We start from the raw sequence: 24,523 nt of genomic DNA, 5'->3' as shown, positions 1-24,523 counted from the left end.
TTCGCAACCCGTTTGTAGGGCGGATTAGCCGCAGGCGTAATCCGCCGCCTCAGCTTCCACAGAGACGGACGAACAGGGGTGGGTTACGCCTTCGGCTAACCCACCCTCCGAGAATGACACAGAGCGCGATCCACTTTGCCCACTATGTGGAGTGCCGCCAGGCATCGCGAGCGTTGAACCCGTGTACGATCAAAGATACCCTCGAAAATCTTCGTCCGGCAAAAACAAGATCAAGGGGGCGTCATGGTTCGCAAGTTGACGGCATCTGCAATCGTTGCCACGAGCGTGTGGATCGCCGGCGTCGCAAATGTCGAGGCGCAGCAACCTGAGTTCAGCGCCCCTGACCTGGTCCTCGTCAATGGAAAGATCCTGACGCTGGACGATCGATCGACGGTCACGGAGGCGGTCGCCGTCGCGGATGGCAAGATCCTCGCAACGGGGACCAGTTCTTCGATGAGGGCACTTGCCGGCGCCAGCACCCGCGTGCTCGATGTCGCCGGCAAGACCGTCATTCCTGGATTGATCGATACACACGCTCACTTCAAGGCCGCCGGTCTTGGCGACTATGTCGTCATCATGGGCCGCGCCAAGACGGTCGCGGAGGCACTCGATGCCATCAAGGCATTCGCTGCGAAGAAGAAGCCCGGCGAGTGGATCATCGGCGGCGCATGGCATCCGCCGTCGCAATTGGCCGAGAAGCGCTACCTAACGCGGCAGGAGATCGACAGCGCGGCTCCCAACAATCCGGTCTATCTTCGCACCGTCGGGCATTTCTCGATGGCGAACACCATGGCCCTGCAGCGGGTCGGGGTCGACAAGACCACCGGGGATCCGAGCGGTGGAAAGTTCGAGCGCGACGCAGCCGGCGAACTGACCGGCGTGCTCGAGGAGACCGCGATCGATCGGGTCGAGAAGGCCGTCCCGCCCTGGACGGAAGACGACGAAATCCGGCAATTCACCATTGCCGAAGGCGTGCTCAACAGCTTCGGTATCACGAGCGTGGTCGAAGGCGCGACGGAAGCGCGCGATATCCGTACGCTGCAGAAGCTTGCCGCAGCCGGGAAAGCCACCTTGCGCACCGGCGTGATGTTTCGACCGGAGCCCCCGGCCGATCTGACAGCATGGGAAGCGATCATGGCGGGCAATGGAGCCTCGTCGGGTTTCGGCGACGATTGGCTGAAGTTCGCCGGCATCAAGATCTTCTACGACGGCGGCATGACGCTGAAGACGGCGCTCATGCGCGACGTCTATCCCGATTCACACGACAACTATCACGGGGTTACACAGCAGACGCCCGAGCGGCTGAAGCAACTCGTCTCCATCTGCAACCGGTATGACTGGCGGGTCGGTGTTCACGTGGTGGGCGACCTCGGCATCGACCAGGTGCTCGATGCCTTCGAGGCGGCGGACAAGGAGAAATCGATCCGCGACCGTCGCTTCGTCCTCATTCACGCCAGCCTGATCCGGCCGGAACAGATGGAGCGTGCGCAGAAGCTGGGAGCCCGCGTCGATTTCCAGAACGCTTTCATGTGGGACAAGGCAGCGACCGTTGAACGATTTTTGGGGAAGGCGACCGCCGACCGCGCCGTGCCGACCAGGACGCTGATCGAAAAAATGGGGATCAACAGCCTCGGAGCCGGCACGGATTTTCCCGTCAACCCGATCAACCCCTTCCTCAACATGTACGTCATGGTGACCAGGAAGGACCCCAACGGAATCGTCTACGGCGCGGCAGAAGCCATCACGCGCGAGCAGGCCCTGCGTCTCTACACCAGCGCGGCGTCGCGCTACACGTTCGAGGAAGCGCGCAAAGGCACCATCGAGCCCGGAAAGCTCGCGGACATGGTGGTGCTCTCTGCGGACTACACCGCCGTGCCGGAGGACCAGATCAAGGACATCAAGGCAGACATGACGCTCGTGGGCGGCAAGGTTGTGTTTCAGCGCTGACGTCGTTCGCCGACCAGCAGGCAGTGCCGTAGGGTGGGCAAAGGCGCGCGAGCGCCATGCCCACGATCTCTCATTGATCGCACTCAGAACGTGGGCACGCTTCCGCCTTCGCTCTCCGAGCTACGGCGGACAAGTCGCTTTGCTCACCCACCAAGACCTGCGCGTGACGCGACCTACGCGCCGCCCTGCTCCACCATCCCCTGCAGCCGCACCAGCTCTCCCTCGAGATCGCGCTCGACATCCGCGGCGCGGATCTCCAGCACTCGATAGTCCCGCGCCTCCAGCCAGGCCCGCCGCGACGCGCGGTCGGCGGCAATCGCCTCGCCCTCGCCCGGGTTGACCAGCTCGATCGCGATCCGGTGCGGGAAGGAAACGAAATCCGGGATGTGGCGCCCCACCGGGGTCTGGCGCTTGAACTCGCCGGCGAAGCGGCGGTCGCGGGTCAGGGCCTGCCAGAGCAGGCGCTCGGCATCGGTCGGGTTGCGGCGAAGCAGGCGGGCGAGACCGCGCACGGTCGAGCCGCTGTCGGAGGCGCCGCCGCCCTGGCCATGCTCGGCGAGCAGCGCGCGCAGCCGCGTGGCCTGCTCGCCGTCGAGCACGCCGCCCTTGGCCGGGCCCTTGCGCCCCTCAGCGATCGCCATCACCACCCCGTGCAGGGTGTGCATGTCCTGCTTGGTCGGCTCCATCCGGCTGAAGATGTTGCGCAAGTTCACCAGCATGGTGTCGCGCTTCTCGGCAGGGCGCAGGAATTCCACCTTGTCGAGCTCGCGGATGAGGTTGTCGAAGAAGGCCTGCATCTGGTGCTGCGAGGCGCGCTCTGATCGCTCGGGCATGGCGTGCGGCAGCTCGCCCGAGGTCGCGCGCTTGAACCATTCGTAGCCGACCAGCAGCACGGCCTGGGCGAGGTTGAGCGAGGCGAAGCCCGGATTGACCGGGAAAGTGATGATGCGGTTGGAGAGCCCGACCTCCTCGTTGGTTAGGCCCCAGCGCTCCCGGCCGAACAGGATACCGCACTTGCCGCCGGTCGCGACGTGCCCGGCGATCTCGCTGGCCGCGGCCTCCGGCCCGACCACCGGCTTGGCCTGGTCGTGGGGGCGCGCGGTGGTGGCGAACAGGAGGTCGAGGTCGGCGACCGCCTGCTCCACCGTGTCGAACAATTCGACCTTTTCCAGAATGTGGTCGGCGCCGGCGGCGGCGCGCTGGGCGGCGATGTTGGGCCAGCCGTCCCGGGGGTTGACGATGCGCAGGGCACCCAGGGCAAAATTGCCCATGGCGCGCGCGGCCATGCCGATGTTTTCCCCGAGCTGCGGCTCGACCAGGATCACGATGGGACCGTCGAGGGAAAGGCCCTCCTTGCTTCTGTCAGTCCCCGACATCTCGCTCCGCTTTCACACTGTCTCTCAAGGCCCTGGCACGGCCGTCTTAGGAATTGATTCAACATCAGCCGCGACCGCCCGGCCCCGTCCGCCTGTCGTTTGCCTGTCCTGAGGAAATTCTCAAGGGAAATAACGGGTTGGATTCGATTTTTGAATCTCTTCCGGATCGTCGGCCGCGGCCCCGCCGGGGGACCGCTTCCCGCCCCCCATCTGCGGGGGCTGGATCGGCTAAAAGTGCATAATCCCTTGGCTTTCGCCCGCCGCGCGGCGGTGCTAAGAGGCGGCGGATATTCACGTGGCGCACCGAGAAGCGTCGTTCCCAAGAGGGCTTCCCCGATCATGGCAAAAATCAAGGTATCCAATCCCGTCGTCGAACTCGATGGCGACGAGATGACCCGGATCATCTGGCAGTACATCAAGGACAAGCTGATCACGCCGTTCCTGGATGTCGAACTGATGTATTTCGACCTGGGCATGGAGTACCGCGACCACACCAACGATCAGGTCACGATCGACGCGGCCGAGGCCATCAAGAAGGTCGGCGTCGGCGTCAAGTGCGCCACCATCACCCCCGACGAGGCCCGGGTGAAGGAGTTCAACCTCAAGCAGATGTGGAAGTCGCCGAACGGCACTATCCGCAACATCCTCGGTGGCGTGATCTTCCGCGAGCCGATCATCTGCAAGAACGTGCCGCGCCTGGTTCCCGGCTGGACCAAGCCGATCATCATCGGCCGCCACGCCTATGGCGACCAGTACCGCGCCACCGATTTCAAGTTCCCGGGCAAGGGCACCCTGTCGATGAAGTTCGTCGGCGAGGACGGCACCGTGATCGAGAAGGAAGTGTTCAAGGCGCCCGGCGCCGGCGTCGCCATGGAGATGTACAATCTCGACGACAGCATCATCGACTTCGCCCGCGCCTCGCTGAACTACGGCCTGCTGCGCAACTACCCGGTCTATCTGTCGACCAAGAACACGATCCTCAAGGTCTATGACGGCCGCTTCAAGGACATCTTCCAGGACATCTACGACCGCGAGTTCAAGAAGGAATTCGAGGCCAAGGGCCTGACCTACGAGCACCGCCTGATCGACGACATGGTGGCCTCGGCGCTGAAATGGTCCGGCGGCTATGTCTGGGCCTGTAAGAACTACGACGGCGACGTGCAGTCCGACACGGTCGCCCAGGGCTACGGCTCGCTCGGCCTGATGACCTCGGTGCTGCTCACCCCCGACGGCAAGACCGTCGAAGCGGAAGCCGCCCACGGCACGGTGACCCGCCACTACCGCGAGCACCAGAAGGGCAAGGAGACCTCGACCAACTCGATCGCGTCGATCTTCGCCTGGACCCGTGGCCTCGCTCACCGCGCCAAGCTCGACAACAATGCCGAGCTCGCCAAGTTCGCCAACACGCTGGAGAAGGTCTGCGTCGACACCGTCGAGGCCGGCTACATGACCAAGGACCTCGCGCTGCTGGTCGGCGCCGACCAGCGCTGGCTTTCGACCACCGGCTTCCTGGACAAGGTCGCCGAGAACCTGACCAAGGAACTGGCGTAAGCCGTCCGCAATTTCGCCCGACTGGGCCGGACATCATCACGGGCCGCGCAACCGCGCGGCCCGTTTCTTTTTGAGACCTTGCGCGGAGATGCGACCATGTCGATCAAGCTTGCCGTCCCCTGCCTGATGCTGCTCGCGGCCCTGATCGGGCCGGCCGGGGCTGCCGAGCCACTCCCGGCGGCCATCGCCGCACCTGGCGAGAGCCTCGTGCTCAGCGTCCACGCCGAGGGCGCACAGGTCTATGAGTGCAAGGCCGCCAGCGACGGCAAGCTCGCCTGGGTCTTCCGCGAACCGATCGCGACGCTGCTGTCCGAAGGCAAGACGGTCGGCCGCCACTATGCCGGCCCGAACTGGGAGCTCACTGATGGCAGCGCGGTCACCGCCAAGGCCGCTGGCAACGCGCCGGGCGCGACCGCGGCCGATATTCCCTGGCTGAAGCTGGAGGTCACCGCCCGTCGCGGCAGCGGAACGCTGATGCCCGTCACCACGGTCCAGCGCATCAACACCCATGGCGGCAAGCTCGACGGCGCCTGCGACAAGGCGGGTGAGTTCAGAAGCGCGCCCTATTCCGCCGACTATGTCTTCCTGAAGAAGGGCTGACCGCGGGACCGATTGGTAAACGCTTCCTATCGATTCCGACGCACTACCGCTGCGCCCCTTTACGATGCCCTCACAAGGCACATCTAAGGGTTGTTTCGAGACACAAGGAACAACTCCGTGACGACCAACCTCGCTCTCGTCCTTATCGGACTCGCTCTGGTCCCCTACGCGGTGCCTGCGCTGATGCCGACCTGGCGATGGTGGCTGGCGGTAACGTGCATCTTCGGCAGCCCTTTGGCAGCACTGTGGATCCAGCACTGGATCGTATCGTCCCGCCTCAACTACAATGAGGGGCCGGGCGGCGGACTCGGAGTTGCATTTTGGGCGCTCGTCACCACCGGATTCGTAACCGGTGTTGTCGTCCGCGGCTTTACCCTGCTCTTCGCGGCTTATGGGCTCCGATTGCGCTACGTTCTGGCGGTCGGCATTCTGGGATTTTCGATCGTGCCCGCCCTGATCGTCGTCCCGACATGGTGGCATGATTGGAAGATGCGGCCCGCCTCGGAGGCTTGCCGGGCCGCAACGTTTCGCGTGTCGGTCGCCGATGCCGCTCTCTCAATTCCGGCCACATCATTCTGGAACATCTATCTCGGCAGGACTTCCAGCCGGGATGCATATTACCTCGAGAGCAATATCAGCCAGCGGGAGTTCTGTAATGCGAGCGATGATGGCCGACGTCCGGTCAGGGCCACGAACATATGGCTCCGATTGCGCAACTTCGGACTGGTGACGCCGGCGCTATGCACCGGGCCTGTCGCGGACTGGGCCAAGACCTATTGCAACGCTCATGAAGCGGCTAAGCGCGGCGGAGATGACAAGATCGACTTCCCACTCAACATTTACCTGTTTGCGCCGGACGAGGTGATCTTGGGTGAGTTTGGGGGAACACGCTCGACCTACCAGGATTCCCTCAAGGCTACACCGCAGTCAGGGGATGTCTTTGTCACATCAGACGCGTCTTCGGGGACGGAGCCCCTCACCTTTAGCTGTCACCAAATCAACACCGGCTATTGGTGCGGCGCCTTTTACTCATGGCGCGGCGGGACCCATCTCGGCTACACGTTCCAATCATCGCGTGAGGAGATTGCTGCGCGCGGCAGCAGGATCGATGCCGAGACTCACAAGTTTCTGTCGGGCTTTGAGCCGCGCTGAGCTGATGTGACGTGCTACACTTCTTGACCAGGCCACGCGTTCCAGCACAAGGAGATCCTTTCCATGCTCTTCATGGTGATCGAGCGTTTCAAAGACCGCGATCCCATCCCGGTCTACCGGCGCGTGCGCGACGAGGGCGTCAAGTTTCCGGACGGCCTGAGATATCACGGCAGCTGGATCGAGCCGAATTTCGACCGCTGCTTCCAGTTGATGGAATGCGACGACGCCCGCCTGCTGCAGGAATGGGTGCTGAACTGCCAGGGCGACGGCATGACTTTCGAGATCGTGCCTGTGGTGCCCAGCAAGGAGACACGCGAGGTCGTCGCGCCCTTCCTCGACCGCAACTAGGCGCTACGCGGGCGGTCCCTCTTCCTGTTCTCCCTGCGCCAACTCCGCCAGCGCGAGGTCGCCGGTGTCGGCGAGCCGTGCCTTGGCGGTGGTGTGGACGTGATCGGCCAGCGTCGGCATGCGCGCGATCAGGGCGTGAAAATCCTGGGCGTCGAGCACGAGCAGGCGCGTCTTTCGCGTCGCGGTCACCGTGCCGCTGCGTTTTGTTTTGTGCAGCAGCGCGATTTCGCCGAAGAACGTGCCGTCGGCAAGCCGCACATGCTGGCTCGGCAGCGCGATCTCGACCTCGCCCGCGGTGATGAAATACATCGACGAGGCCGTATCGCCCCGCCGCACCAGCACCTCGCCCTGCTCGATGGTGCGCGCCCGCAGGAGCCGCATGATGTCGGCGATCTCCGCGGCCGACAGATGCGAGAACAGCGGCACCCGTGCCAGCATGCCCCAGGTGACGACGAAATCGCGCCGCTTCACCTCTTCGGCGAAGGCGGTGGAGATGATCGCGACCGGCAGCGCGATCATGGCGAAGCCCGACATGATGGCGAAGGTGGAAATCAGCTTGCCGAGCGGCGTCACCGGAACGACGTCGCCATAGCCGACGGTGCCGAGCGTCACGATCGCCCACCACATCGCGTCCGGAATGGTGCCGAGCTTGCTGGGCTGCACGTCGCGCTCGATGGCATAGAGCAGCGAGGCGAAGGTCAGGACCGCGCCGATCAGGATGACGATGCAGCCGATCAGCGCCCGCCGCTCGGCATGCACGGCGGCGAGCAGCGAGCGCATCGCCGGCGAGTACCTTATCAGCTTGAAGAACGGCAGCACGCCAAGCGCCGCCAGCGTCGCGTGCCCGCCGGTGGCAAGCACGATCGAGGCGGGCAGGAACGCCATGAGGTCGATCAGGCCGAGCGCCGAGAACACGTAGCCGAGCCGGTCGGACAGCGCCGATCCCTTGCGCTGGGTGTGTCCCGCCACGGTCCACAGCCGCGCCAGATATTCCAGCGCGAACACGATCAGGGACAGGATGGTGACGGCTTCGAACGGCGTGCCGAATCGTGCGTCGAGCTCCGGCACCGAGGTCAGGATCATCGTGAGGACGTTGAGCACGATGACCCCGATGATGAACTTGATGAAGCGCGACCCGGCCGAATAGGCCAGCGGATCGTGCTCCAGCAATTCATAGAGGCGATCCCTGAGATCGGGATCGCGAAGCCCACGCCCTCGCGGACCAGGGCGCATGGCGCTCAAGCGCCTGCCATCGCTTTTTCGATCGCCGCCAGCGCCTCGGTCGCCTTGGCGCCGTCGGGGCCGCCGGCCTGGGCCATGTCGGGCCGGCCGCCGCCGCCCTTGCCGCCGAGCGCCTCGGAGGCGACGCGGACCAGGTTCACCGCGTTGAAGCGCGCGGTGAGGTCGGCGGTGACGCCGACGACGACGCCAGCCTTGCCGTCCTCGGTGACGCCGACGATGGCGACGACGCCGGAGCCGATCTGCTTCTTGGCCTCGTCGGCAAGGCTCTTGAGATCCTTCATCTCGATGCCCTCGACCGCGCGCGCCATCAGCTTGACGTCGCCGACCTCGCGCACGCCGCTCGCTGCGCCGGTGCTTCCGGCCGAAGCGCCGCCGCCCATCGCCAGCCTCTTGCGGGCGTCGGACAGTTCGCGCTCGAGCTTCTTGCGCTCCTCCATCAGCGCGGCGATGCGCGCCGGCACGTCGTCGATCGAGGTGCGCAGCTCGCTTGCCGCGGTCTTCGCCAGCGCCATGGTCTCGTTGGCATGTCTTCGCGCGTAGTTGCCGGTCAAGGCCTCGATGCGGCGCACGCCGGAGGCGACAGCGCTCTCGCCGGTCAGCGTGATCAGGCCGATATCGCCGGTGCGCCGCACATGGGTGCCGCCGCAGAGCTCGACCGACCAGCCGAGCGCGTTTGCGCCGCGCTCGCGCGCGGTCCGGCCCATCGAGACGACGCGGACCTCGTCGCCGTATTTCTCGCCGAACAGCGCACGCGCCCCGGCTTCGCGGGCCTCGTCCACGCCCATCACGCGGGTAGTGACCTCGTCATTCTCAAGCACCACGTTGTTGGCGATGTCCTCGACGCGGGCCAGTTCTTCCGGCGTGATCGGCTTCTGATGCACGAAGTCGAAGCGCAGCCGGTCAGGCGCGACCATCGAGCCGCGCTGGGCGATGTGGTCGCCGAGCACCTGGCGCAGCGCCTCGTGAATGAGATGCGTCGCCGAGTGATGCGCGCGGATCGACGAGCGGCGTCCGTGATCCACTTCGAGCTGCAGCGCGGTGCCGAGCTTCAGCTCGCCGCCCTCGACCGTGCCGACATGCACGAAGAAATCGCCGAGCTTCTTCTGCGTATCGGTGACGCGGAACTTGATGCCGCCCTCGCCCGTCAGCACGCCGGTGTCGCCGACCTGGCCGCCGGATTCCGCGTAGAACGGCGTCTGGTTCAGCACGATCGCGCCGGTCTCGCCGGCCTTGAGGCTCGCGACCTCAGCACCGTCCTTCACCAGCGCGGAGACGACGCCTTCGGCGCTCTCGGTCTCGTAACCCAAAAATTCGGTGGCACCGAGCTTCTCGCGCAGCGGGAACCAGATCGCTTCCGAGGCAGCTTCCCCCGAGCCCTTCCAGGACTCGCGCGCCTTGGCCTTCTGCCGCTCCATCGCGTCGGTGAAGGACGCCTGGTCGACGCCGATGCCGCGCGACTTCAGCGCGTCCTGCGTCAGATCGAGCGGGAAGCCGTAGGTGTCGTACAGCGTGAAGGCGACGTCGCCGTCGAACATGTCGCCCTTTTTCAAGGACGCCGACTTCTCGTCGAGGATCGCGAGCCCGCGCGAAAGCGTCTTGCGGAAGCGGGTCTCTTCCAGCCGCAGCGTTTCCTCGATCAGGTTTTCCGCGCGCATCAAATCGGGATAGGCCTGGCCCATCTCGCGGACCAGCGCCCAGACCAGCCGGTGCATCAGCGGCTCCTTGGCGCCGAGCAGCTGCGCATGGCGCATCGCGCGGCGCATGATCCGGCGCAGCACGTAGCCGCGGCCCTCGTTCGAGGGTAGCACGCCGTCCGCGACCAGGAAGGCCGAGGAGCGCAAATGGTCGGCGATGACGCGGAACGAGGCCACGGTCTGCTCGTTCGGCCCGCTGCCGAGCGCGGACGACGTCGCGTCGATCAAATGGCGGAACAGATCGGTCTCGAATACGCTGTCGACGCCCTGCATGATGCAGGCCATGCGCTCGAGGCCCATGCCGGTGTCGATCGAGGGACGCGGCAGGTCCACGCGCTCCTCCTTCGTCACCTGCTCATATTGCATGAACACGAGATTCCAGAATTCGAGGAAGCGGTCGCCGTCCTCTTCCGGCGAGCCCGGAGGTCCGCCCCAGATGTGATCGCCGCGGTCGATGAAGATCTCCGAGCACGGGCCGCACGGGCCGGTATCGCCCATCGCCCAGAAATTGTCCGAGGTCGGGATGCGGATGATGCGGTCGTCGGAGAAGCCGGCGATCTTCTTCCAGAGCCCGTGCGCCTCGTCGTCGGTGTGGTAGACGGTGACGAGCAGCTTGTCCTTCTTCAGCCCGTATTCTTTGGTGATGAGCTTCCAGGCCAGCTCGATCGCGCGCTCCTTGAAATAGTCGCCGAACGAGAAGTTACCGAGCATTTCGAAGAAGGTGAGATGGCGCGCGGTGTAGCCGACATTGTCGAGGTCGTTGTGCTTGCCGCCGGCGCGCACGCATTTCTGCGAGGTGGTGGCGCGCTGATAGGGGCGCTTCTCGACGCCGGTGAAGACGTTCTTGAACTGCACCATGCCGGCATTGGTGAACATCAACGTCGGATCGTTGCGCGGCACCAATGGCGAGGACGACACGATCTCGTGGCCGTTCTCGGCAAAGAAGTTCAGAAAGGTCGACCTGATCTCGTTGACGCCGCTCATGTTCATCCAATCGGGTGTGCTAGAGCATGATCCGGAAAAGTGTGAAGCGGTTTTCCGAAAAGATCATGCTCAAACAAAGAGCTAAAGTGCGATGCCTCTCATCGCGCTTCAGGACCCGCTACTCGCCATCCAAACCTGACATTAAGGCTGATATCTGCGGGCCAAAGCGCTTTTAGACAAGGCCAGCTTTCCTGTCCAGAAACTGTGCAAGCAGATGTGCAAGCAGATCAGTGGGTTGCCGCAGGCGCGTCATCCCGCGCGCAATCCCGTTGAAAGGCCTTGATGCCGCGTTGACAGGCTTGGCCGCGGTGTGGTCTGTACCCATCTGTATCGTACGGCCACGTCGGGAGAGACCGGCTAGGTAGCCGGCGCCGAAGGAGCAACCGCCCCGGAAACTCTCAGGCAAAAGGACCGCGTGGCTTTGACGACATCTGGAAAGAGGCGCTGACGGGCAGATACCTTTTAAGGAAGGTTTGCCCGGACCAGCGTCCGCCGACGGGATAATACTCTCAGGCACAGCGACAGATGGGGCTTCGACCGGTTTGTCTCGGGGAATCGTCCCCGGGGAACCGCCGAGGGCCCCTGCAGATGCTCGTACGCGACGACAAAGACTCCCTGAAACATACGCCCCTTCATGGGCTTCATGTGTCCCTCGGCGGCAAGATGGTGCCGTTCGCGGGCTATGACATGCCGGTGCAATACCCCGCCGGAGTGCTCAAGGAGCACCTCCATACCCGATCCGCCGCCGGCCTGTTCGACGTCTCCCATATGGGCCAGATCGCGCTCCGGCCGAAATCCGGCAAGGTGGAAGACGCCGCCCGCGCGCTGGAGCGGCTGGTGCCGCAGGACATCGTGGCGATCGCGCCGGGACGGCAGCGCTATGCCCAGTTCACCAATCCGGATGGCGGCATCCTCGACGATCTCATGGTCGCCAATTTCGGCGACCACCTGTTCCTGGTCGTCAACGCCGCCTGCAAGGACGCCGACGAGGCGCATCTGCGCGCGAATCTCTCCGGTGACTGCATCATCGATTCGCTCGCCGACCGCGCGCTGGTCGCCCTTCAGGGGCCGAAAGCCGAAGCGGCGCTGGCGAAATTGTGTGCAGGGGCACCGTCCATGAAATTCATGGATGCCGGCCCGCACAAGGTGGCGGGCATCGACTGCTTCGTCTCGCGCTCCGGCTACACCGGCGAGGACGGTTTCGAGATCTCGGTGCCGGCTGCCGATGCCGAACGCCTCGCCAAGCTGCTGCTGGACAATCCCGACGTGCAGCCGATCGGCCTCGGGGCCCGCGACAGCCTGCGTCTGGAGGCCGGTCTCTGCCTCTACGGCCACGACATCGACACCGCGACGACGCCGGTCGAAGCCGCGCTGGAATGGTCGGTGCAGAAGAGCCGCCGGACCGGAGGCGCCCGCGCCGGCGGTTTCCCGGGGGCTGAAAAGATTCTCGCTCATTTCGACAATGGTGCATCGCGCCGTCGCGTCGGCCTGCGCGCCGAGGGCCGCGCACCGGTGCGCGAGGGCGCGCTGCTGTTCGCGGATGACGCAGGCGGCGAGCCGATCGGACAAGTCACCTCGGGCGGCTTCGGCCCGAGCCTGAGCGCCCCGATGGCGATGGGCTACGTGCCCACCGCATCGAGCGCGCTTGGCACGAAACTCTTCGCCGAGGTGCGCGGGCAACGCCTGCCGCTTACCGTCGCCGCCATGCCCTTCGTCAAGAACACCTACAAGCGCTGAGGATTTGAAATGACAACGACGCTGTACACCTCCGATCACGAATGGCTGGCGATCGACGGCGATGTCGCGACCGTCGGCATCACCGACTACGCCCAGCAGCAGCTCGGCGACGTCGTGTTCGTCGAACTGCCCAAGGTCGGCCGAAGCTTGAAGAAGGCGGAAGCGGCCGCCGTCGTCGAATCCGTCAAGGCGGCGTCCGACGTGTACGCGCCAATTACCGGCGAGGTGCTCGAGACCAATGCCGAGCTCGCGGCCGAGCCGGCCTTGGTGAACTCCGACGCGCAGGGCAAGGCGTGGTTCTTCAAGATCAAGATTGCCGACAAGAGCGAGCTCGGCGGCCTGATGGATGAGGCTGCGTACAAGGCACACACGGCGTGAGATGAAGCCAATAGCCGCCCCATACTCGGTGTCATCACCCGCCTTGTGCGCACTGCGCACTGGGGCGGGTGATCCAGTACGCCGCGGCTTCTCGGCTCTAGCACTACTGCCTGCGTCTACTGGATGCCCCGCCTTCGCGGGGCATGACGGCGACAACGAAATCTAGCGAGGACCCATGATGACCGCGCACCGCAAATCCAACGGCGACACCACCGCCAGCTTCGTTCGCCGCCACATCGGCCCCTCCGCGCGCGATGTCGGCGCGATGCTCGAGACCGTCGGCGCCAAGAGCGTCGATGCGCTGATGGCGGAGACGCTGCCGGCTTCGATCCGTCAGGCCGCTCCGCTCGATCTCGGCAAGCCGCTCAGCGAGACTGAAGCCATCGCGCATATGGCCGAGCTGGCGCGTCAGAACCAGGTCTTCACCTCGCTGATCGGCCAAGGCTATTCCGGCACGATTTTGCCCGCGGTGATCCAGCGCAACATCCTGGAAAACCCGGCCTGGTACACCGCCTACACGCCCTACCAGCCCGAGATCAGCCAGGGCCGGCTGGAAGCGCTGATCAACTTCCAGACCATGATCTGCGACCTCACCGGGCTCGACGTCGCCAACGCCTCGCTGCTGGATGAAGCCACCGCCGCGGCCGAGGCCATGGCGCTGGCGGAGCGGCACTCCCAGGTGAAGGCGCAAGCCTTCTTCGTCGACAAGGACGTGCATCCGCAAACGCTGGCGGTGATGCGCACCCGCGCCGAGCCGCTCGGCTGGACGCTGATCGTTGGCGATCCCCTCACCGATCTCGACAAGGCGGACGTGCTCGGCGCGCTGCTGCAATATCCGGGCTCCTCGGGCGCGGTCCGTGACCTCAGGCCCGCCATCACCGCACTGAAGGCCAAGGGCGCGCTCGCGATCGTCGCCGCCGACCTGCTCGCCCTCACCCTGCTGGCATCGCCCGGCGAGCTCGGCGCCGACATCGCGATCGGCTCGGCGCAGCGTTTTGGCGTGCCGATGGGCTATGGCGGGCCGCACGCGGCCTACATGGCGGTGCGCGATGCGCTCAAGCGCTCGCTGCCCGGCCGCATTGTCGGCCTCTCCGTGGATTCGCGCGGCGCGCCGGCCTACCGGCTTGCGCTGCAGACCCGCGAGCAGCACATCCGCCGCGAGAAGGCGACGTCCAACATCTGCACCGCGCAGGTGCTGCTGGCCGTGATCGCCTCGATGTATGCGGTCTATCACGGCCCCGAGGGCCTGGCGCAGATCGCGCGCAACGTGCACCGCCGCACCGCCGTGCTCGCGAGCGGCCTGCGCAAGCTCGGCTTTGCGCTGGCGTTCGAAACCTTCTTCGACACGATCAGCGTCGATGCCGGCGGCAAGCGCGCCGAGATCGTCGCACGCGCGGCGGGCGAAAAGATCAATCTCGGCGTCGGTGAAACCGCGTTGCGCATTGCGCTCGACGAGACCACGACGCCGGCGACGGTCGAAGCGGTCTGGCGCGCGTTTGGCGGCACGCTCGCCTATGCCGAGATCGACGCGGAGACGCGCGAGGCGCTGCCGGACGATTTGAAGCGCACCACCGAATTCCTCACCCATCCCGTGTTCCACGCGCATCGTTCGGAAACCGAGATGCTGCGCTACATGCGCAAGCTGTCAGATCGCGACCTCGCGCTCGACCGCGCCATGATCCCGCTGGGATCCTGCACCATGAAGCTGAACGCGACCACCGAGATGATGCCGCTGACCTGGCCGGAATTTGCGACGCTGCACCCGTTCGTGCCGCACGAGCAGGCGGCTGGCTATCACGCGCTGTTCGCGCGTCTCGAGAAGTGGCTGTGCGACATCACCGGCTATGACGCGATCTCGCTGCAGCCGAATTCGGGCGCGCAGGGCGAATATGCCGGACTTCTTGCCATTCGCGGCTATCATGCCGCGCGCGGGCAGAGCCACCGCAAGATCTGCCTGATCCCCTCCTCCGCCCACGGCACCAATCCGGCCTCGGCCGCGATGGTCGGCATGGACGTGGTGGTGGTCGCCTGCGAGAAGAACGGCGACGTCGACGTCAATGATCTCCGCGCCAAGGCGGAGAAGCATTCGAACGACCTCGCGGCGGTGATGATCACCTACCCCTCGACGCATGGCGTGTTCGAGGAGCATATCCGCGAGATCTGCGACATCGTGCATGGCCATGGCGGCCAGGTGTATCTCGACGGCGCCAACCTCAACGCGCAGGTCGGCCTCTCCAGGCCCGGCGATTACGGCGCCGATGTCAGCCATCTCAATCTGCACAAGACCTTCTGCATCCCGCATGGCGGCGGCGGCCCCGGCATGGGCCCGATCGGCGTCAAGTCGCATCTCGCGCCGTTCCTGCCCGGTCACCCCGCAGCGCGAGCCGAAGCCCCGGTCGGTCCGGTCTCGGCCGCGCCGTTCGGCTCGGCCTCGATCCTGACGATCTCCTACATCTACATCCTGATGATGGGCGGCGAAGGCCTGAAGCGCGCGACCGAGATCGCGATCCTCAACGCCAATTACATCGCAGCCCGCCTCGATGCGCACTTCCCGGTGCTCTACAAGAACGCGAAGGGCCGCGTCGCGCACGAGTGCATCGTCGATCCCCGGGCGCTGAAGACGACGTCCGGCGTGACGGTGGACGACATCGCCAAGCGCCTGATCGATTACGGCTTCCACGCCCCGACCATGAGCTTCCCGGTGCCGGGCACGCTGATGATCGAGCCGACCGAATCGGAATCGAAGGCGGAGCTGGATCGTTTTTGCGACGCCATGATCGCGATCCGGAAGGAGATCGCGGAGGTCGAAGCCGACCGCTTCAAGATCGAGGCCTCGCCGCTGCGTCACGCCCCGCACACCGTGCACGACATCGCGGACGACGATTGGAATCGGGCCTACAGCCGCTCGGAGGGTTGCTTCCCCGCCGGCGTGTCCCGCACCGACAAATACTGGTGCCCGGTCGGCCGCGTCGACAACGTCTACGGCGACCGCAACCTGGTCTGCTCGTGCCCGCCGGTCGAGGATTACGCACAGGCGGCGGAGTGAGGCCACAGTCATTGTATCGGCGAGGTGAAGCGGACCGGCGTCGACTTCCACACCGTGAAGTCGGTGGTCGAATACAAGGCGACGATCCACTTCGATGAGGGCATCGACGTCTGCGTGCGCGTCGCCAAGATCGGCCGCTCCTCGATTACGCTGCTGCTTGCGATCTTCGCCAAGGGATCCGACGACCTTCGCGCCACCGGAGAGATCATCTGGGTGGCGACAGATCGGAAGACGCATCAATCGGTCGCGGTGGAAGAATCTTTGCGGGCGTTGATTGCGAGCCGGGAAAAAGGCGCTGGCGCAGGAATAGAGGTCTTCGGCTGTCCGCCAAAATACTTCAGGGAGCGATCAGGCAACGATCACAGGTATCCCAACGCCAGAGCCGATCGGGGGTCAATTCGGTGCCGCCCCACCAGCGATTGACAGGGTTGTGCTGGCTGAAATCCACCTCCCGCCCGAGCACTGCTTTGCCGAAGTCAGTCACCGTCAGGCAGCTCTGCAGGAAGCGCTCCCAGTGAGCAGTATCCGGTTTTTCCGTTTTCGGTGGAAAGCCCGCGAGAACCGGTGTCCGATCCGGGATCGATTCCGTTTCCCGAAAATCAAACACTCCGCGCTCCTTAAAGACCTCGGAGACAAGCCGAGCCGGCGTCTCCCACCCCTCGGACACCAGCTCCAGCATCCGGTACTCGGACGCGCCCAGGCCGATCCTCCGGTAGGGAAGTTCTTCGAGCAGCGCAATGAGCGCCGGTCGGAGCCGCGGCAACGCCGTCAAATCCTCCATCAGGAGGTCGAAGCAGGACTCCGGCGTGGACGCGCGATAGGCATTCCAGGCGCGGCTGGCCAGCCTCAGACGATCGTCTGTTACCGCTAGCTTCGGCAATCGCCATTGTGCCGGGTTAACATCACGATTGTCTGTCACGTCGATGTCCGTCTGGACCAGCACCAGCTTCGATAGAACGTTCCGGTGCGGACGCAGAACATCGAGCAGCCAGATCAGAATCAACTGGTCGTTCGCCGCAGGATCGGCCCACAGCTCGATGCTGTCACAGCGTTCGCAGAGTTCGAGCAAACCGAGATCCGTGCCGCCCATCGGCGCGATGTATTTCGCAGCGATGAAGTCGAGCCAGTGCGTGCCGAGGTCGCGATGCTTGGCCGAACGTGCTTGCAGCAACGTCTCAAGTGCGGCTCGAGATGGCAATTGTCCCCAAACGAAACGCCGCTGAATTCCGATGACGAGGTCCGCACGCGGCCGGAGCGCTGCGCCCGCAAAATCGCTCGTCGCCAGGATCAGACGTGGCATTAGCCTCTCGCTCTACGAACGCACCAAAACGAAACGGGCGCTGACGACGTCGGCAACTCAACGTCCTCAGCGCCCGCTCCTCGCGAAAAACTAACTTTGAAGCTTACTCCTCCGCAGGCTCCTCGCCGTCGGCGTCGCGCTCCGGCGTGCCGGCGAGAATCTGCTCGGCGATCAGGCCGGAGTTCTGGCGGATCGAGGTCTCGATCTTGGCGGTGATGTCGGGGTTCGCCTTCAGGAATGCTTTCGAGTTCTCACGGCCCTGGCCGAGGCGCTGGCTGTCATAGGAGAACCAGGCACCGGACTTCTCGACGATGCCGGCCTTGACGCCGAGATCGAGGATCTCGCCCATCTTGGAGACGCCCTCGCCGTACATGATGTCGAACTCGACCTGCTTGAAGGGCGGCGCCAGCTTGTTCTTCACCACCTTCACGCGCGTGGTGTTGCCGACCACCTCATCGCGCTCCTTGATCGCGCCGATGCGGCGGATGTCGAGGCGGACGGAGGCGTAGAACTTCAGCGCGTTGCCGCCAGTGGTGGTCTCGGGCGAACCGTACATCACACCGATCTTCATGCGGATCTGGTTGATGAAGATCACCATGGTGTTGGACTTGTTGATGGAGGCCGTGAGCTTGCGCAGCGCCTGGCTCATCAGACGGGCCTGCAGGCCCGGCAGCGCATCGCCCATCTCGCCTTCGAGCTCGGCCTTCGGCACCAGCGCCGCAACCGAATCGATCACCAGCACGTCGACCGCACCCGAGCGCACCAGCGTGTCGCAGATCTCCAGCGCTTGCTCGCCGGTGTCGGGCTGCGAGATCAGGAGCTCGTCGATGTTGACCCCGAGCTTCCTCGCATAGACCGGATCGAGCGCGTGCTCGGCGTCGATAAAGGCGCAGATGCCGCCCTTCTTCTGCGCTTCCGCAACCGTGTGCAGCGCCAGCGTCGTCTTGCCCGAGGATTCCGGCCCGTAGATCTCGACGATGCGCCCCTTGGGCAGGCCGCCGATGCCGAGCGCGATATCGAGCCCGAGCGAGCCGGAGGACACCGCCTCGATGTCCATGGACCGGTCGTTCTTGCCGAGCTTCATCACCGAGCCCTTGCCGAACTGGCGCTCGATCTGAGAGAGCGCGGCGGCCAGAGCTTTACTCTTGTCCATGGAAGATCCTTCGACGATACGCAGGGCAGTGGCGGACATTGGGTCGTGCTCCTTATGGCGAGGATTCGGGTGCGGGACAAACGGTTGCGGCGGCGGGTCGTCGATAAAACCAACGTACCCCATTTGTTCTAGGTTCGCAATATGTTCTTTTGCGGTTTCGAACCCTCACAGCTCAATTCGCGTTGTGCGCACAATTGAACAGACTCCGGTCCGGCGCTGCCTCCTAATGAGCTGTCACCGCACGGACCCGTGGCCATTATCGGTGATGAGAACGCCGGTTGCGCTCCCGCCTTCCTCGCACGGAAAGGAGCCTGCCGTGTTCAAGCAACGACGTTTCAAGCATCAGCTGACGCTTCAGGACCGGCTCACCGCCTGGGTCAAACAGGTCAAGGACGATGCCGCCAGGCTGCCTCCCGGCCCTGAAAGGGACGCCCTGCTCAAGAAGGCGCGCCAGGCCGAGACGGCTAATCACCTGCACGACTGGGCGAAATCGCCCGGGCTGCAGCCGCCGAAATAGCGATGCCGCGGGGCTTTCCCGCCCGTGAGCTGACGCGCATCAAAGACAACCGGCCGGGTCGCCGTCATAAGTCCGTAATCTTACGGCACTGAACCATCGCGCGGTCTTGGTCTTGTCCAGGACGAGAGCCGCAATTGTGGGGACCCCTGTCATGACTGAGGACAAGCACCGCGAAACCACCGGGCGGAATCCCCGGCTGGAAGCGGCCTATGACGAGCTCATCAAGTTCGAGCGCAAGGAAAACGAGTTCCGCAGGAAGGACCGCGAAGAGCGTGCCAGCGAGCTCCGACTTCCCCTGAACGAGATCAACATCCACTAGAACGGCCCCGGCAGGGCTCTAGAGGTATCTGAACACTACCTCCAAGCTCTTGAAAAACCGAAGAATTTTCCATGCCGCCTACTGTGCATGGGGTTGTTTTCCAGTTTTGAGTCTGGCCTTGCGCTCGCGATCAACGAGGGCGCGGCTGCGGCGTGTCCTTACAGCAGCGCCAGCAGCACGAGGCCGATCACCAGCACGACGAAGCCAGCCGCTGTCGCGGCGGCGAAAGACCGCTCTACGTTATCCATGATGCCACCCCGTTGCCGGCGTGCCACGTTTCCCCCATGACTGCGCCGAACGGGATGAATCTTGCCGACGGGTGTGTCGGCAGTTGTGCGAACGAATGTCGAAATTGGGACGGGTGCGGGGTCAGTCTGCGACCCCAAACGCAAAATCCGCGACCTGTCAGGCTGTCGTAAGCGGAGCCCGCTAGGGTGATGTGGCTATGGTGTTGCAGCCCAGCACCTCAGCCTCCAATAACTCTCGGCCCCGCTTGGCTCTCCCCAGGCGGGGCTTTTTCATGCCGGGCTTTCCCCCTTCGTCTCCTCCCGCGTCAGGCGCAGCGAGAAGGCGCGGATCGCAGGCGCGGCCAGCACCACGATCGGCAGCATCGCGGCCCAGGCGATCAGCCACGACACCATCCAATGTCCGACGAAGATCGTGGCGCTCGCCGCAGGCAGGCTGGCGATCCCCGCCGCGATCAGCGAGGTCAAGCCGGACTGGATGATGCCGAAGACGAAGTGACTGTAGCGCCGGGGTATGCCGAGCATGTCGGGTCCATATTGCTTGCGGGTCGCCAGACCGAAGCAAGGCACATGCCGCTTGCAGGGAACCGGGAGCCTTTGAGGCACTTTAACCGATTGCGCGAACACAGTTAGGACGCAACCCAGGAACTCTGTTCATGGTCGGAGAACCACGGGGTCGGCTGAAGGTCCACGGATTTTGTTCGTCGCCGGAATATTATGACGACCAACATGTTAGCAAATCATGGAAAGTGAATCGTGGGAGGTTGCCATGAATCACAGGGGCGTTGAGTTCACCGTTGCCAAAACGGCGAGTCCCGGCATTTGGCAGTGGCAGTTCCGCATCGGCGAGCAGGTCAAGTCCGGCAGGACCGAGACCAAGATCGACCTGCTCGCGATCCGGCGCGTGCAATTGCGAATCGATCGGGAGCTGAAGCGCTTCGCGCAACAAGGGCTCGAGCCGGCCGGCTAGCGGTCGATGGTCGTGCGGTGCCGCGCCGTTACGCCACGGCCCGCGGCGGCATGATCCGTAGCCGCCCGGAATTGATCTGACGCGGGTTTGGGATTGGACTGCGCGCGCCCGTGGACCTTGGGGCGAGGCCGTCACGCGCGATCGGTGCCAGCCATGCCGCTGTTTTTCTTTCGAATTCGGAATGGCCCATACTCCGGCTGCGCCGATCAGGCGACGGAGTTCGCCGATCGCGATTCGGCCTGGAAAGAGATGACCAGCGTCTGCGCCGACATGACCGCCGGCCTTGCCCGCAAGCTCCAGGAAAATTCCGAATGGCAGATGGAGCTGCTGGACGAGGCCAAGGAGCCCGTGTTCCGGATCCGCATCGTCGCCGAAACCCTCGACTAGCAAGAGCCCTCGAGCAGGCCCGCGTCAGTCCGCGCTGGGCAGCCGCCGCATGGTGAATTCGATGTCGCCGCCGGGCAGTTCGCGCCAGGTCTCGACCACGCTCATATAGCCGGCCTTGGGGTAGCGGGCGAAGAAGGCCTGGGCCCGTTCCCGCGCTGCCGCGCGCGGCAGCGTGAAGGTCTCGCGCAGATAGCCGTCGCCGGCCGCTTGGCCGGGCCCGGCCGCCGGCTTGCGCCGGCGCGCCATCCGCTCGGCGAGATCCCGCGGACGATCGGCCATGTCCTGCCCTCCTCTACGCAAACTCACACCCTGCCAAATGTAGGGCGCCGGCCGAACGAAGAGGAGTCCCTCGTCAGAAGGCGCCATATGGCCCCCGGACAGGACTGGGTCAGTTGGCGGCCGTACCGGTCTTGGACTTCTTCGGCGCGCTGGTTGCGGCCGAGGCCTTCGGGGCCGGCTGTTTCGGCGGGTCGGACCGCATGCCGCCCCAGGGATCGTTGGAGGTCTTGGAGTCCGGAATCTTCTTCAGCGTTTCCTTGTAGGCCTTGTCACGCTCGGCTTCCGCGGCCTTTTCCTCGGGGGTCTTGCTCGGGGCGTCCTGCAGCAAATTCAAATTGGGCATTTGCGCATAGGCCGGTCCCGCCAGCACGGCCAGCACCGCGGCCAAACGGAAAAGCTTCATCGTCCACTCCTTGATCATCCTTGAGGCACGGATCGCCCGCGCCTCGTCATCCTTGTCACAGGGGGTCGCGGCCGACGGGGCCATGGGGCCGCTAAAGCCGGTCCGACCGGCAGGATTTGGGTCCGTGCAGCCAGTCGTCCCAGATCGGACCGCATTTGGTGCACCCGCCCAGCGCGAGGCCGAGCGCGACCATGCATATAACGAGAACACACCGGCGCAACATCATCCCCCCTACCCAAGCGGGCATCATATCGGGCCAAGTCAGGCATTTTCAAGCCGAGGGGGCCGGCCGCACCGGGTGACTTTGCCGCGCCGATGCGCGCACAATGGGTCGAAACATCCGGCAAACCAGGAGAGTGCGACAGCAATGCAAACCCCGCCAGACGCCGAATTCGGCCTGCCCGACGCCAGACGCATCCTCGGCGAGGTCTTCGCGCCCTGGGTCCAGGATCTCAACCTCGCGGTCGAGCAGATCGAGCACGCGCAGCCCGCTGGCGAGCCGGACTGGCAGCCCGGCGCGGTGCTGCGCATGCCGTTTTCGGAGCGGTTGTGCCGGCACGGCGGCGTGGTCTGTGGCCAGGCCCTGATGGCACTTGCCGACACCGCGATGGTGATTGCTATTCTGGCCGCCAATCGCGGCTATCGCCCGATGACGACGGTCGACCAGACCACGCATTTCATGCGCGCGGTGTCTTCGTCGGACGTGCTGGCGGATGCGCGCGTGGTCCGGCTCGGGCGCACCATGAGCTTTGGCCGCGTCACGCTGCTCTCGGCGACCGACAACAAGCCGGTGGCGATGGTGTCGAGCGCGTTCGCGATGCTGCCGGGCTGATCGAAACGACGAGAGCCGCGAGGGGCCCAAGACCCGACGCGGCTCTCCATGATCCCTGTCGAAGCGTAAGACTGAAGCGCAAGACCGAGGCACGATGCGATCGCGCCCCGGTCGTCCAGCTTCGCAGCGTTACTTGCCGAGAATCTCGTCGGCCGCGGTCACGACGCTGACGGTCGGATTCTTTCCGCAATAGGCACCGAACTTCTTGGCGTTGTCGATGAACACCTCGGTGTCGATGATCGCGTTGTCCTCGTCGCCCTTGTACCAGCCATCCATCCAGGTCAGCACGACCGCGATGTTGTCTTCGCCGCTGTCGAGGAATTGCTTGCAGGTCATGGTCGAGAGGTCCCATTTGACGGCGTGGGCCGGTATCGACGACAGCGAGAACGCCGCAGCAAGCAGAAGCGAAAGCGTGGTCTTCATCAGAATCTCCATCGGCGCGCAGCGCCATAAAAGAAAGGCTTGTCGTTAAAGTCGGCGGAGAGGCTCTCCGCGCGAAGGTCGTAAACGAAGTCTGAAACGCCATCCAAGTAGCGCCAGTATTGAGTTTATTTCAACGTAATTTCTATGCACTACTCCACGATCATCATGATGGACCGACGCCAATGATCGAGAAGCGTACAGCGCAGCGTTACCGTGTTTTCAAGGGTGGAACGATCACCTTCGAAAACGGCGGCATCTCCTGCACCGTGCGAAACATGTCGGAGGGCGGCGCAGCGATCGACCTCGATGCCCCCGTCACGTTGCCGCAATCGCTCACGCTCTCGATCGCGTGCGACGATTTCGTGCGGAATTGTCGCACAGTTTGGCGCAGTGACAAGCGCGTCGGCCTCGCCTTCGTGCAATAGCGCGCGCGATGTGAACGATCATTCGCATCGCATCCACAAACGATTATGATGACGCGATCTGACGCGCCACGACACGAGCGCGCAAAGCCAGAATCGCGCTGAGATCGCAACCGCCTCGTCAGCGATTCCGTAAGTGAGACTGACGCAAGCATCAGTGGGACGATGGCCGGAGCGATCTTCGGATCGATGCGCCTCGGCACCCTGACCTCGCTGCGCTGAGTGGCAGAACACGCAGCATCGGAAGCCCCTCGGCGAGGCGACACCTCGCCCGGAAGCTGCCTTCGTTACAACATCTCGGGCGACGTCATCACGCAATCGCCGGCGCGGAATTCGAGGTCCAGCGCCGCCCTAGGCTTGCTCTATTTGGACTTCTTGGCGGGTTCGCTCGGACGGGCCCCGCCCCACGGATCGTACTTGTCCTTGGGCTCGGGAATGCGGTCGAGCGCGGCTTTGTAGGCCTTCTCGTCGACCTTGGCCGTGTTGTCCGCCTTCTTGCCTGCGTCCTGGGGTGGCCGCCGGCCCTGCGCCTGCACCGAGGCGGCCGCAAGTAGCAGGACGGCGGCTGCGATGACCAAAATCCTCATTGGCGCAATCCCCTTCCTCTGGGATACAAACTAGCCCGCAATCGCGGAATAGCAAATGCCGCGGGGGCCGAGGCTTCAGCAAATCTTGATCGCCCGGGACTTCGCCGGATCGCATTCGTGCCTATCTGTTGGCCCGCAGGGGACCCTCAGGAATGTTGCGGATCATTGCTCATGCGGCGCTGCTCGCCGGCGCGCTCGCGCTCGGCGCCTGCGGCGTTGCGGACAGCCGCGCGCCGGTGCCCGAGTTCATGCGCATGAAGGAGGTCGAGCAGGCGCCGCCCGAAGCGCCTCCCGACGTCAGGCGCCTGGTGCGCGAGCAGATCGACGTCCTCTTTCTCACCACCTCCAATCCGCGCGAGGTGCACGTCGCCCCGCCCCATCATGAGGTGCGCGGTCCGGGCTGGACGGCTTGCGTTCGCGCGCAGCTCACCTCCGCGACCGGGAGCACGCTCGGCGCCCAGACCTACATCGTGACCATCAAGAACGGAAAGGTGGTCGACCGCCGGCGCGCCGAGGCCGAGGACATCTGCGGCACCGAAACGTACGAGCCGATCTAGGAACCGCTGCAAGACGAAGGTTCCGGGAAAAACCAGCATTGTGGCCGGAACGATCACCGCCTCCCCTTCTTGTT

General features: G+C 64.5%; 26 protein-coding genes and 1 riboswitch. Of the genes, 16 read left to right on the top strand and 10 right to left on the bottom strand.

Annotated features, from left to right (window positions below):
• Positions 1–243: 243 nt before the first annotated feature.
• Positions 244–1,947 (top strand): amidohydrolase, encoded by a 1,704-nt coding sequence (locus QRQ56_RS01125; protein WP_438736987.1) that lies wholly within the window; start codon positions 244–246, stop codon positions 1,945–1,947.
• A gap of 173 nt (positions 1,948–2,120) precedes the next feature.
• Here QRQ56_RS01125 and QRQ56_RS01120 read toward each other — a convergent pair whose 3' ends face one another.
• Entirely contained in the window at positions 2,121–3,323 is a 1,203-nt protein-coding gene (locus tag QRQ56_RS01120; protein ID WP_438736985.1) for a TrmJ/YjtD family RNA methyltransferase, read from the bottom strand.
• A 339-nt stretch (positions 3,324–3,662) separates the two neighbouring features.
• Here QRQ56_RS01120 and QRQ56_RS01115 point away from each other — a divergent pair, with 339 nt between their 5' ends.
• The 4 genes from QRQ56_RS01115 (at position 3,663) to QRQ56_RS01100 (ending at position 6,974) form a co-directional block, all read left to right on the top strand.
• A complete protein-coding gene (locus QRQ56_RS01115; RefSeq protein WP_438736983.1) occupies positions 3,663–4,874 on the top strand; it encodes an NADP-dependent isocitrate dehydrogenase in 1,212 nt (403 codons plus the stop codon).
• Between the two features lie 96 nt (positions 4,875–4,970).
• Positions 4,971–5,474, top strand: a complete 504-nt coding sequence (locus QRQ56_RS01110) for a DUF3455 domain-containing protein (protein WP_438736981.1) — start codon at positions 4,971–4,973, stop codon at positions 5,472–5,474.
• A gap of 117 nt (positions 5,475–5,591) precedes the next feature.
• The gene (locus tag QRQ56_RS01105) at positions 5,592–6,626 is read left to right on the top strand and encodes a hypothetical protein (protein WP_438736979.1); all 1,035 of its coding nucleotides are present in this window, start codon (positions 5,592–5,594) and stop codon (positions 6,624–6,626) included.
• 63 nt (positions 6,627–6,689) lie between these two features.
• Positions 6,690–6,974: a DUF3303 domain-containing protein gene (locus QRQ56_RS01100; RefSeq protein WP_438736978.1), complete on the top strand. Its 285-nt coding sequence runs from the start codon at positions 6,690–6,692 to the stop codon at positions 6,972–6,974.
• A 3-nt stretch (positions 6,975–6,977) separates the two neighbouring features.
• Here the strand turns inward: QRQ56_RS01100 and QRQ56_RS01095 are convergent, their stop codons facing one another.
• Both QRQ56_RS01095 and alaS read right to left on the bottom strand, forming a co-directional pair.
• Positions 6,978–8,207, bottom strand: coding sequence for a cyclic nucleotide-gated ion channel (locus QRQ56_RS01095; RefSeq protein WP_438736976.1), 1,230 nt, complete (start codon positions 8,205–8,207; stop codon positions 6,978–6,980).
• Between the two features lie 5 nt (positions 8,208–8,212).
• Entirely contained in the window at positions 8,213–10,894 is a 2,682-nt protein-coding gene (gene alaS / locus QRQ56_RS01090) for an alanine--tRNA ligase (RefSeq protein ID WP_438736974.1), read from the bottom strand.
• Positions 10,895–11,228: 334 nt separating this feature from the next.
• Positions 11,229–11,317, top strand: a riboswitch (glycine riboswitch).
• Between the two features lie 165 nt (positions 11,318–11,482).
• Here alaS and gcvT point away from each other — a divergent pair.
• The 4 genes from gcvT to QRQ56_RS01070 all read left to right on the top strand — a co-directional run bounded on the left by gcvT (position 11,483) and on the right by QRQ56_RS01070 (position 16,478).
• Positions 11,483–12,631, top strand: a complete 1,149-nt coding sequence (gene gcvT / locus QRQ56_RS01085; RefSeq protein ID WP_438736972.1) for a glycine cleavage system aminomethyltransferase GcvT — start codon at positions 11,483–11,485, stop codon at positions 12,629–12,631.
• A 9-nt stretch (positions 12,632–12,640) separates the two neighbouring features.
• Positions 12,641–13,009, top strand: a complete 369-nt coding sequence (gene gcvH, locus QRQ56_RS01080) for a glycine cleavage system protein GcvH (protein WP_438736970.1) — start codon at positions 12,641–12,643, stop codon at positions 13,007–13,009.
• A 178-nt stretch (positions 13,010–13,187) separates the two neighbouring features.
• The gene (gcvP, locus tag QRQ56_RS01075) at positions 13,188–16,055 is read left to right on the top strand and encodes an aminomethyl-transferring glycine dehydrogenase (RefSeq protein WP_438740038.1); all 2,868 of its coding nucleotides are present in this window, start codon (positions 13,188–13,190) and stop codon (positions 16,053–16,055) included.
• An 84-nt stretch (positions 16,056–16,139) separates the two neighbouring features.
• Positions 16,140–16,478 (top strand): acyl-CoA thioesterase, encoded by a 339-nt coding sequence (locus QRQ56_RS01070; protein ID WP_438740036.1) that lies wholly within the window; start codon positions 16,140–16,142, stop codon positions 16,476–16,478.
• Here the strand turns inward: QRQ56_RS01070 and QRQ56_RS01065 are convergent.
• Together QRQ56_RS01065 and recA are read right to left on the bottom strand one after the other, a co-directional pair.
• The gene (locus QRQ56_RS01065; protein WP_438736968.1) at positions 16,393–17,355 is read right to left on the bottom strand and encodes a hypothetical protein; all 963 of its coding nucleotides are present in this window, start codon (positions 17,353–17,355) and stop codon (positions 16,393–16,395) included. The two genes, QRQ56_RS01070 and QRQ56_RS01065, sit on opposite strands and share 86 nt — an antisense overlap.
• Before the next feature lie 103 nt (positions 17,356–17,458).
• Positions 17,459–18,547 (bottom strand): recombinase RecA, encoded by a 1,089-nt coding sequence (gene recA, locus QRQ56_RS01060; RefSeq protein WP_100176636.1) that lies wholly within the window; start codon positions 18,545–18,547, stop codon positions 17,459–17,461.
• 277 nt (positions 18,548–18,824) lie between these two features.
• Between recA and QRQ56_RS01055 the strand changes: the two genes are divergently transcribed.
• Both QRQ56_RS01055 and QRQ56_RS01050 read left to right on the top strand, forming a co-directional pair.
• The gene (locus tag QRQ56_RS01055) at positions 18,825–19,025 is read left to right on the top strand and encodes a hypothetical protein (RefSeq protein ID WP_438736966.1); all 201 of its coding nucleotides are present in this window, start codon (positions 18,825–18,827) and stop codon (positions 19,023–19,025) included.
• Between the two features lie 151 nt (positions 19,026–19,176).
• Positions 19,177–19,344 (top strand): hypothetical protein, encoded by a 168-nt coding sequence (locus tag QRQ56_RS01050; protein ID WP_438736964.1) that lies wholly within the window; start codon positions 19,177–19,179, stop codon positions 19,342–19,344.
• 518 nt (positions 19,345–19,862) lie between these two features.
• Here QRQ56_RS01050 and QRQ56_RS01045 read toward each other — a convergent pair.
• Positions 19,863–20,114: a DUF2798 domain-containing protein gene (locus QRQ56_RS01045; protein ID WP_438736962.1), complete on the bottom strand. Its 252-nt coding sequence runs from the start codon at positions 20,112–20,114 to the stop codon at positions 19,863–19,865.
• Between the two features lie 244 nt (positions 20,115–20,358).
• Between QRQ56_RS01045 and QRQ56_RS01040 the strand changes: the two genes are divergently transcribed.
• Together QRQ56_RS01040 and QRQ56_RS01035 are read left to right on the top strand one after the other, a co-directional pair.
• Positions 20,359–20,559, top strand: coding sequence for a hypothetical protein (locus QRQ56_RS01040; RefSeq protein WP_438736960.1), 201 nt, complete (start codon positions 20,359–20,361; stop codon positions 20,557–20,559).
• A gap of 153 nt (positions 20,560–20,712) precedes the next feature.
• Positions 20,713–20,946, top strand: a complete 234-nt coding sequence (locus tag QRQ56_RS01035; protein ID WP_438736958.1) for a DUF6894 family protein — start codon at positions 20,713–20,715, stop codon at positions 20,944–20,946.
• Positions 20,947–20,970: 24 nt separating this feature from the next.
• Here QRQ56_RS01035 and QRQ56_RS01030 read toward each other — a convergent pair whose 3' ends face one another.
• Positions 20,971–21,225, bottom strand: coding sequence for a hypothetical protein (locus tag QRQ56_RS01030; protein WP_438736956.1), 255 nt, complete (start codon positions 21,223–21,225; stop codon positions 20,971–20,973).
• Between the two features lie 109 nt (positions 21,226–21,334).
• On the bottom strand, positions 21,335–21,628 hold the full coding sequence (locus tag QRQ56_RS01025) for a hypothetical protein (RefSeq protein WP_438736954.1): 294 nt from the start codon (positions 21,626–21,628) through the stop codon (positions 21,335–21,337).
• A 367-nt stretch (positions 21,629–21,995) separates the two neighbouring features.
• On the opposite strand from QRQ56_RS01025, the gene QRQ56_RS01020 reads away from it, so the two are divergent.
• Positions 21,996–22,460, top strand: coding sequence for a PaaI family thioesterase (locus QRQ56_RS01020; RefSeq protein WP_438736953.1), 465 nt, complete (start codon positions 21,996–21,998; stop codon positions 22,458–22,460).
• 129 nt (positions 22,461–22,589) lie between these two features.
• Here the strand turns inward: QRQ56_RS01020 and QRQ56_RS01015 are convergent, their stop codons facing one another.
• Positions 22,590–22,883 carry an HdeA family protein gene (locus tag QRQ56_RS01015; protein ID WP_438736951.1) on the bottom strand — a complete coding sequence of 98 codons (294 nt, stop codon included), beginning with the start codon at positions 22,881–22,883 and terminating at the stop codon, positions 22,590–22,592.
• Positions 22,884–23,065: 182 nt separating this feature from the next.
• Here QRQ56_RS01015 and QRQ56_RS01010 point away from each other — a divergent pair, with 182 nt between their 5' ends.
• Positions 23,066–23,308, top strand: coding sequence for a PilZ domain-containing protein (locus tag QRQ56_RS01010; protein WP_438736949.1), 243 nt, complete (start codon positions 23,066–23,068; stop codon positions 23,306–23,308).
• Between the two features lie 359 nt (positions 23,309–23,667).
• On the opposite strand, the gene QRQ56_RS01005 is transcribed toward QRQ56_RS01010, so the two are convergent.
• A complete protein-coding gene (locus QRQ56_RS01005; protein ID WP_438736948.1) occupies positions 23,668–23,892 on the bottom strand; it encodes a hypothetical protein in 225 nt (74 codons plus the stop codon).
• Between the two features lie 152 nt (positions 23,893–24,044).
• Between QRQ56_RS01005 and QRQ56_RS01000 the strand changes: the two genes are divergently transcribed.
• Positions 24,045–24,449 carry a hypothetical protein gene (locus tag QRQ56_RS01000; protein ID WP_438736946.1) on the top strand — a complete coding sequence of 135 codons (405 nt, stop codon included), beginning with the start codon at positions 24,045–24,047 and terminating at the stop codon, positions 24,447–24,449.
• The last annotated feature ends 74 nt before the right edge of the window (positions 24,450–24,523 follow it).

Source organism: Bradyrhizobium sp. U531, assembly GCF_051710265.1.
Lineage (GTDB): Bacteria > Pseudomonadota > Alphaproteobacteria > Rhizobiales > Xanthobacteraceae > Bradyrhizobium.
This window is presented reverse-complemented; position numbering and strand designations above follow the sequence as displayed.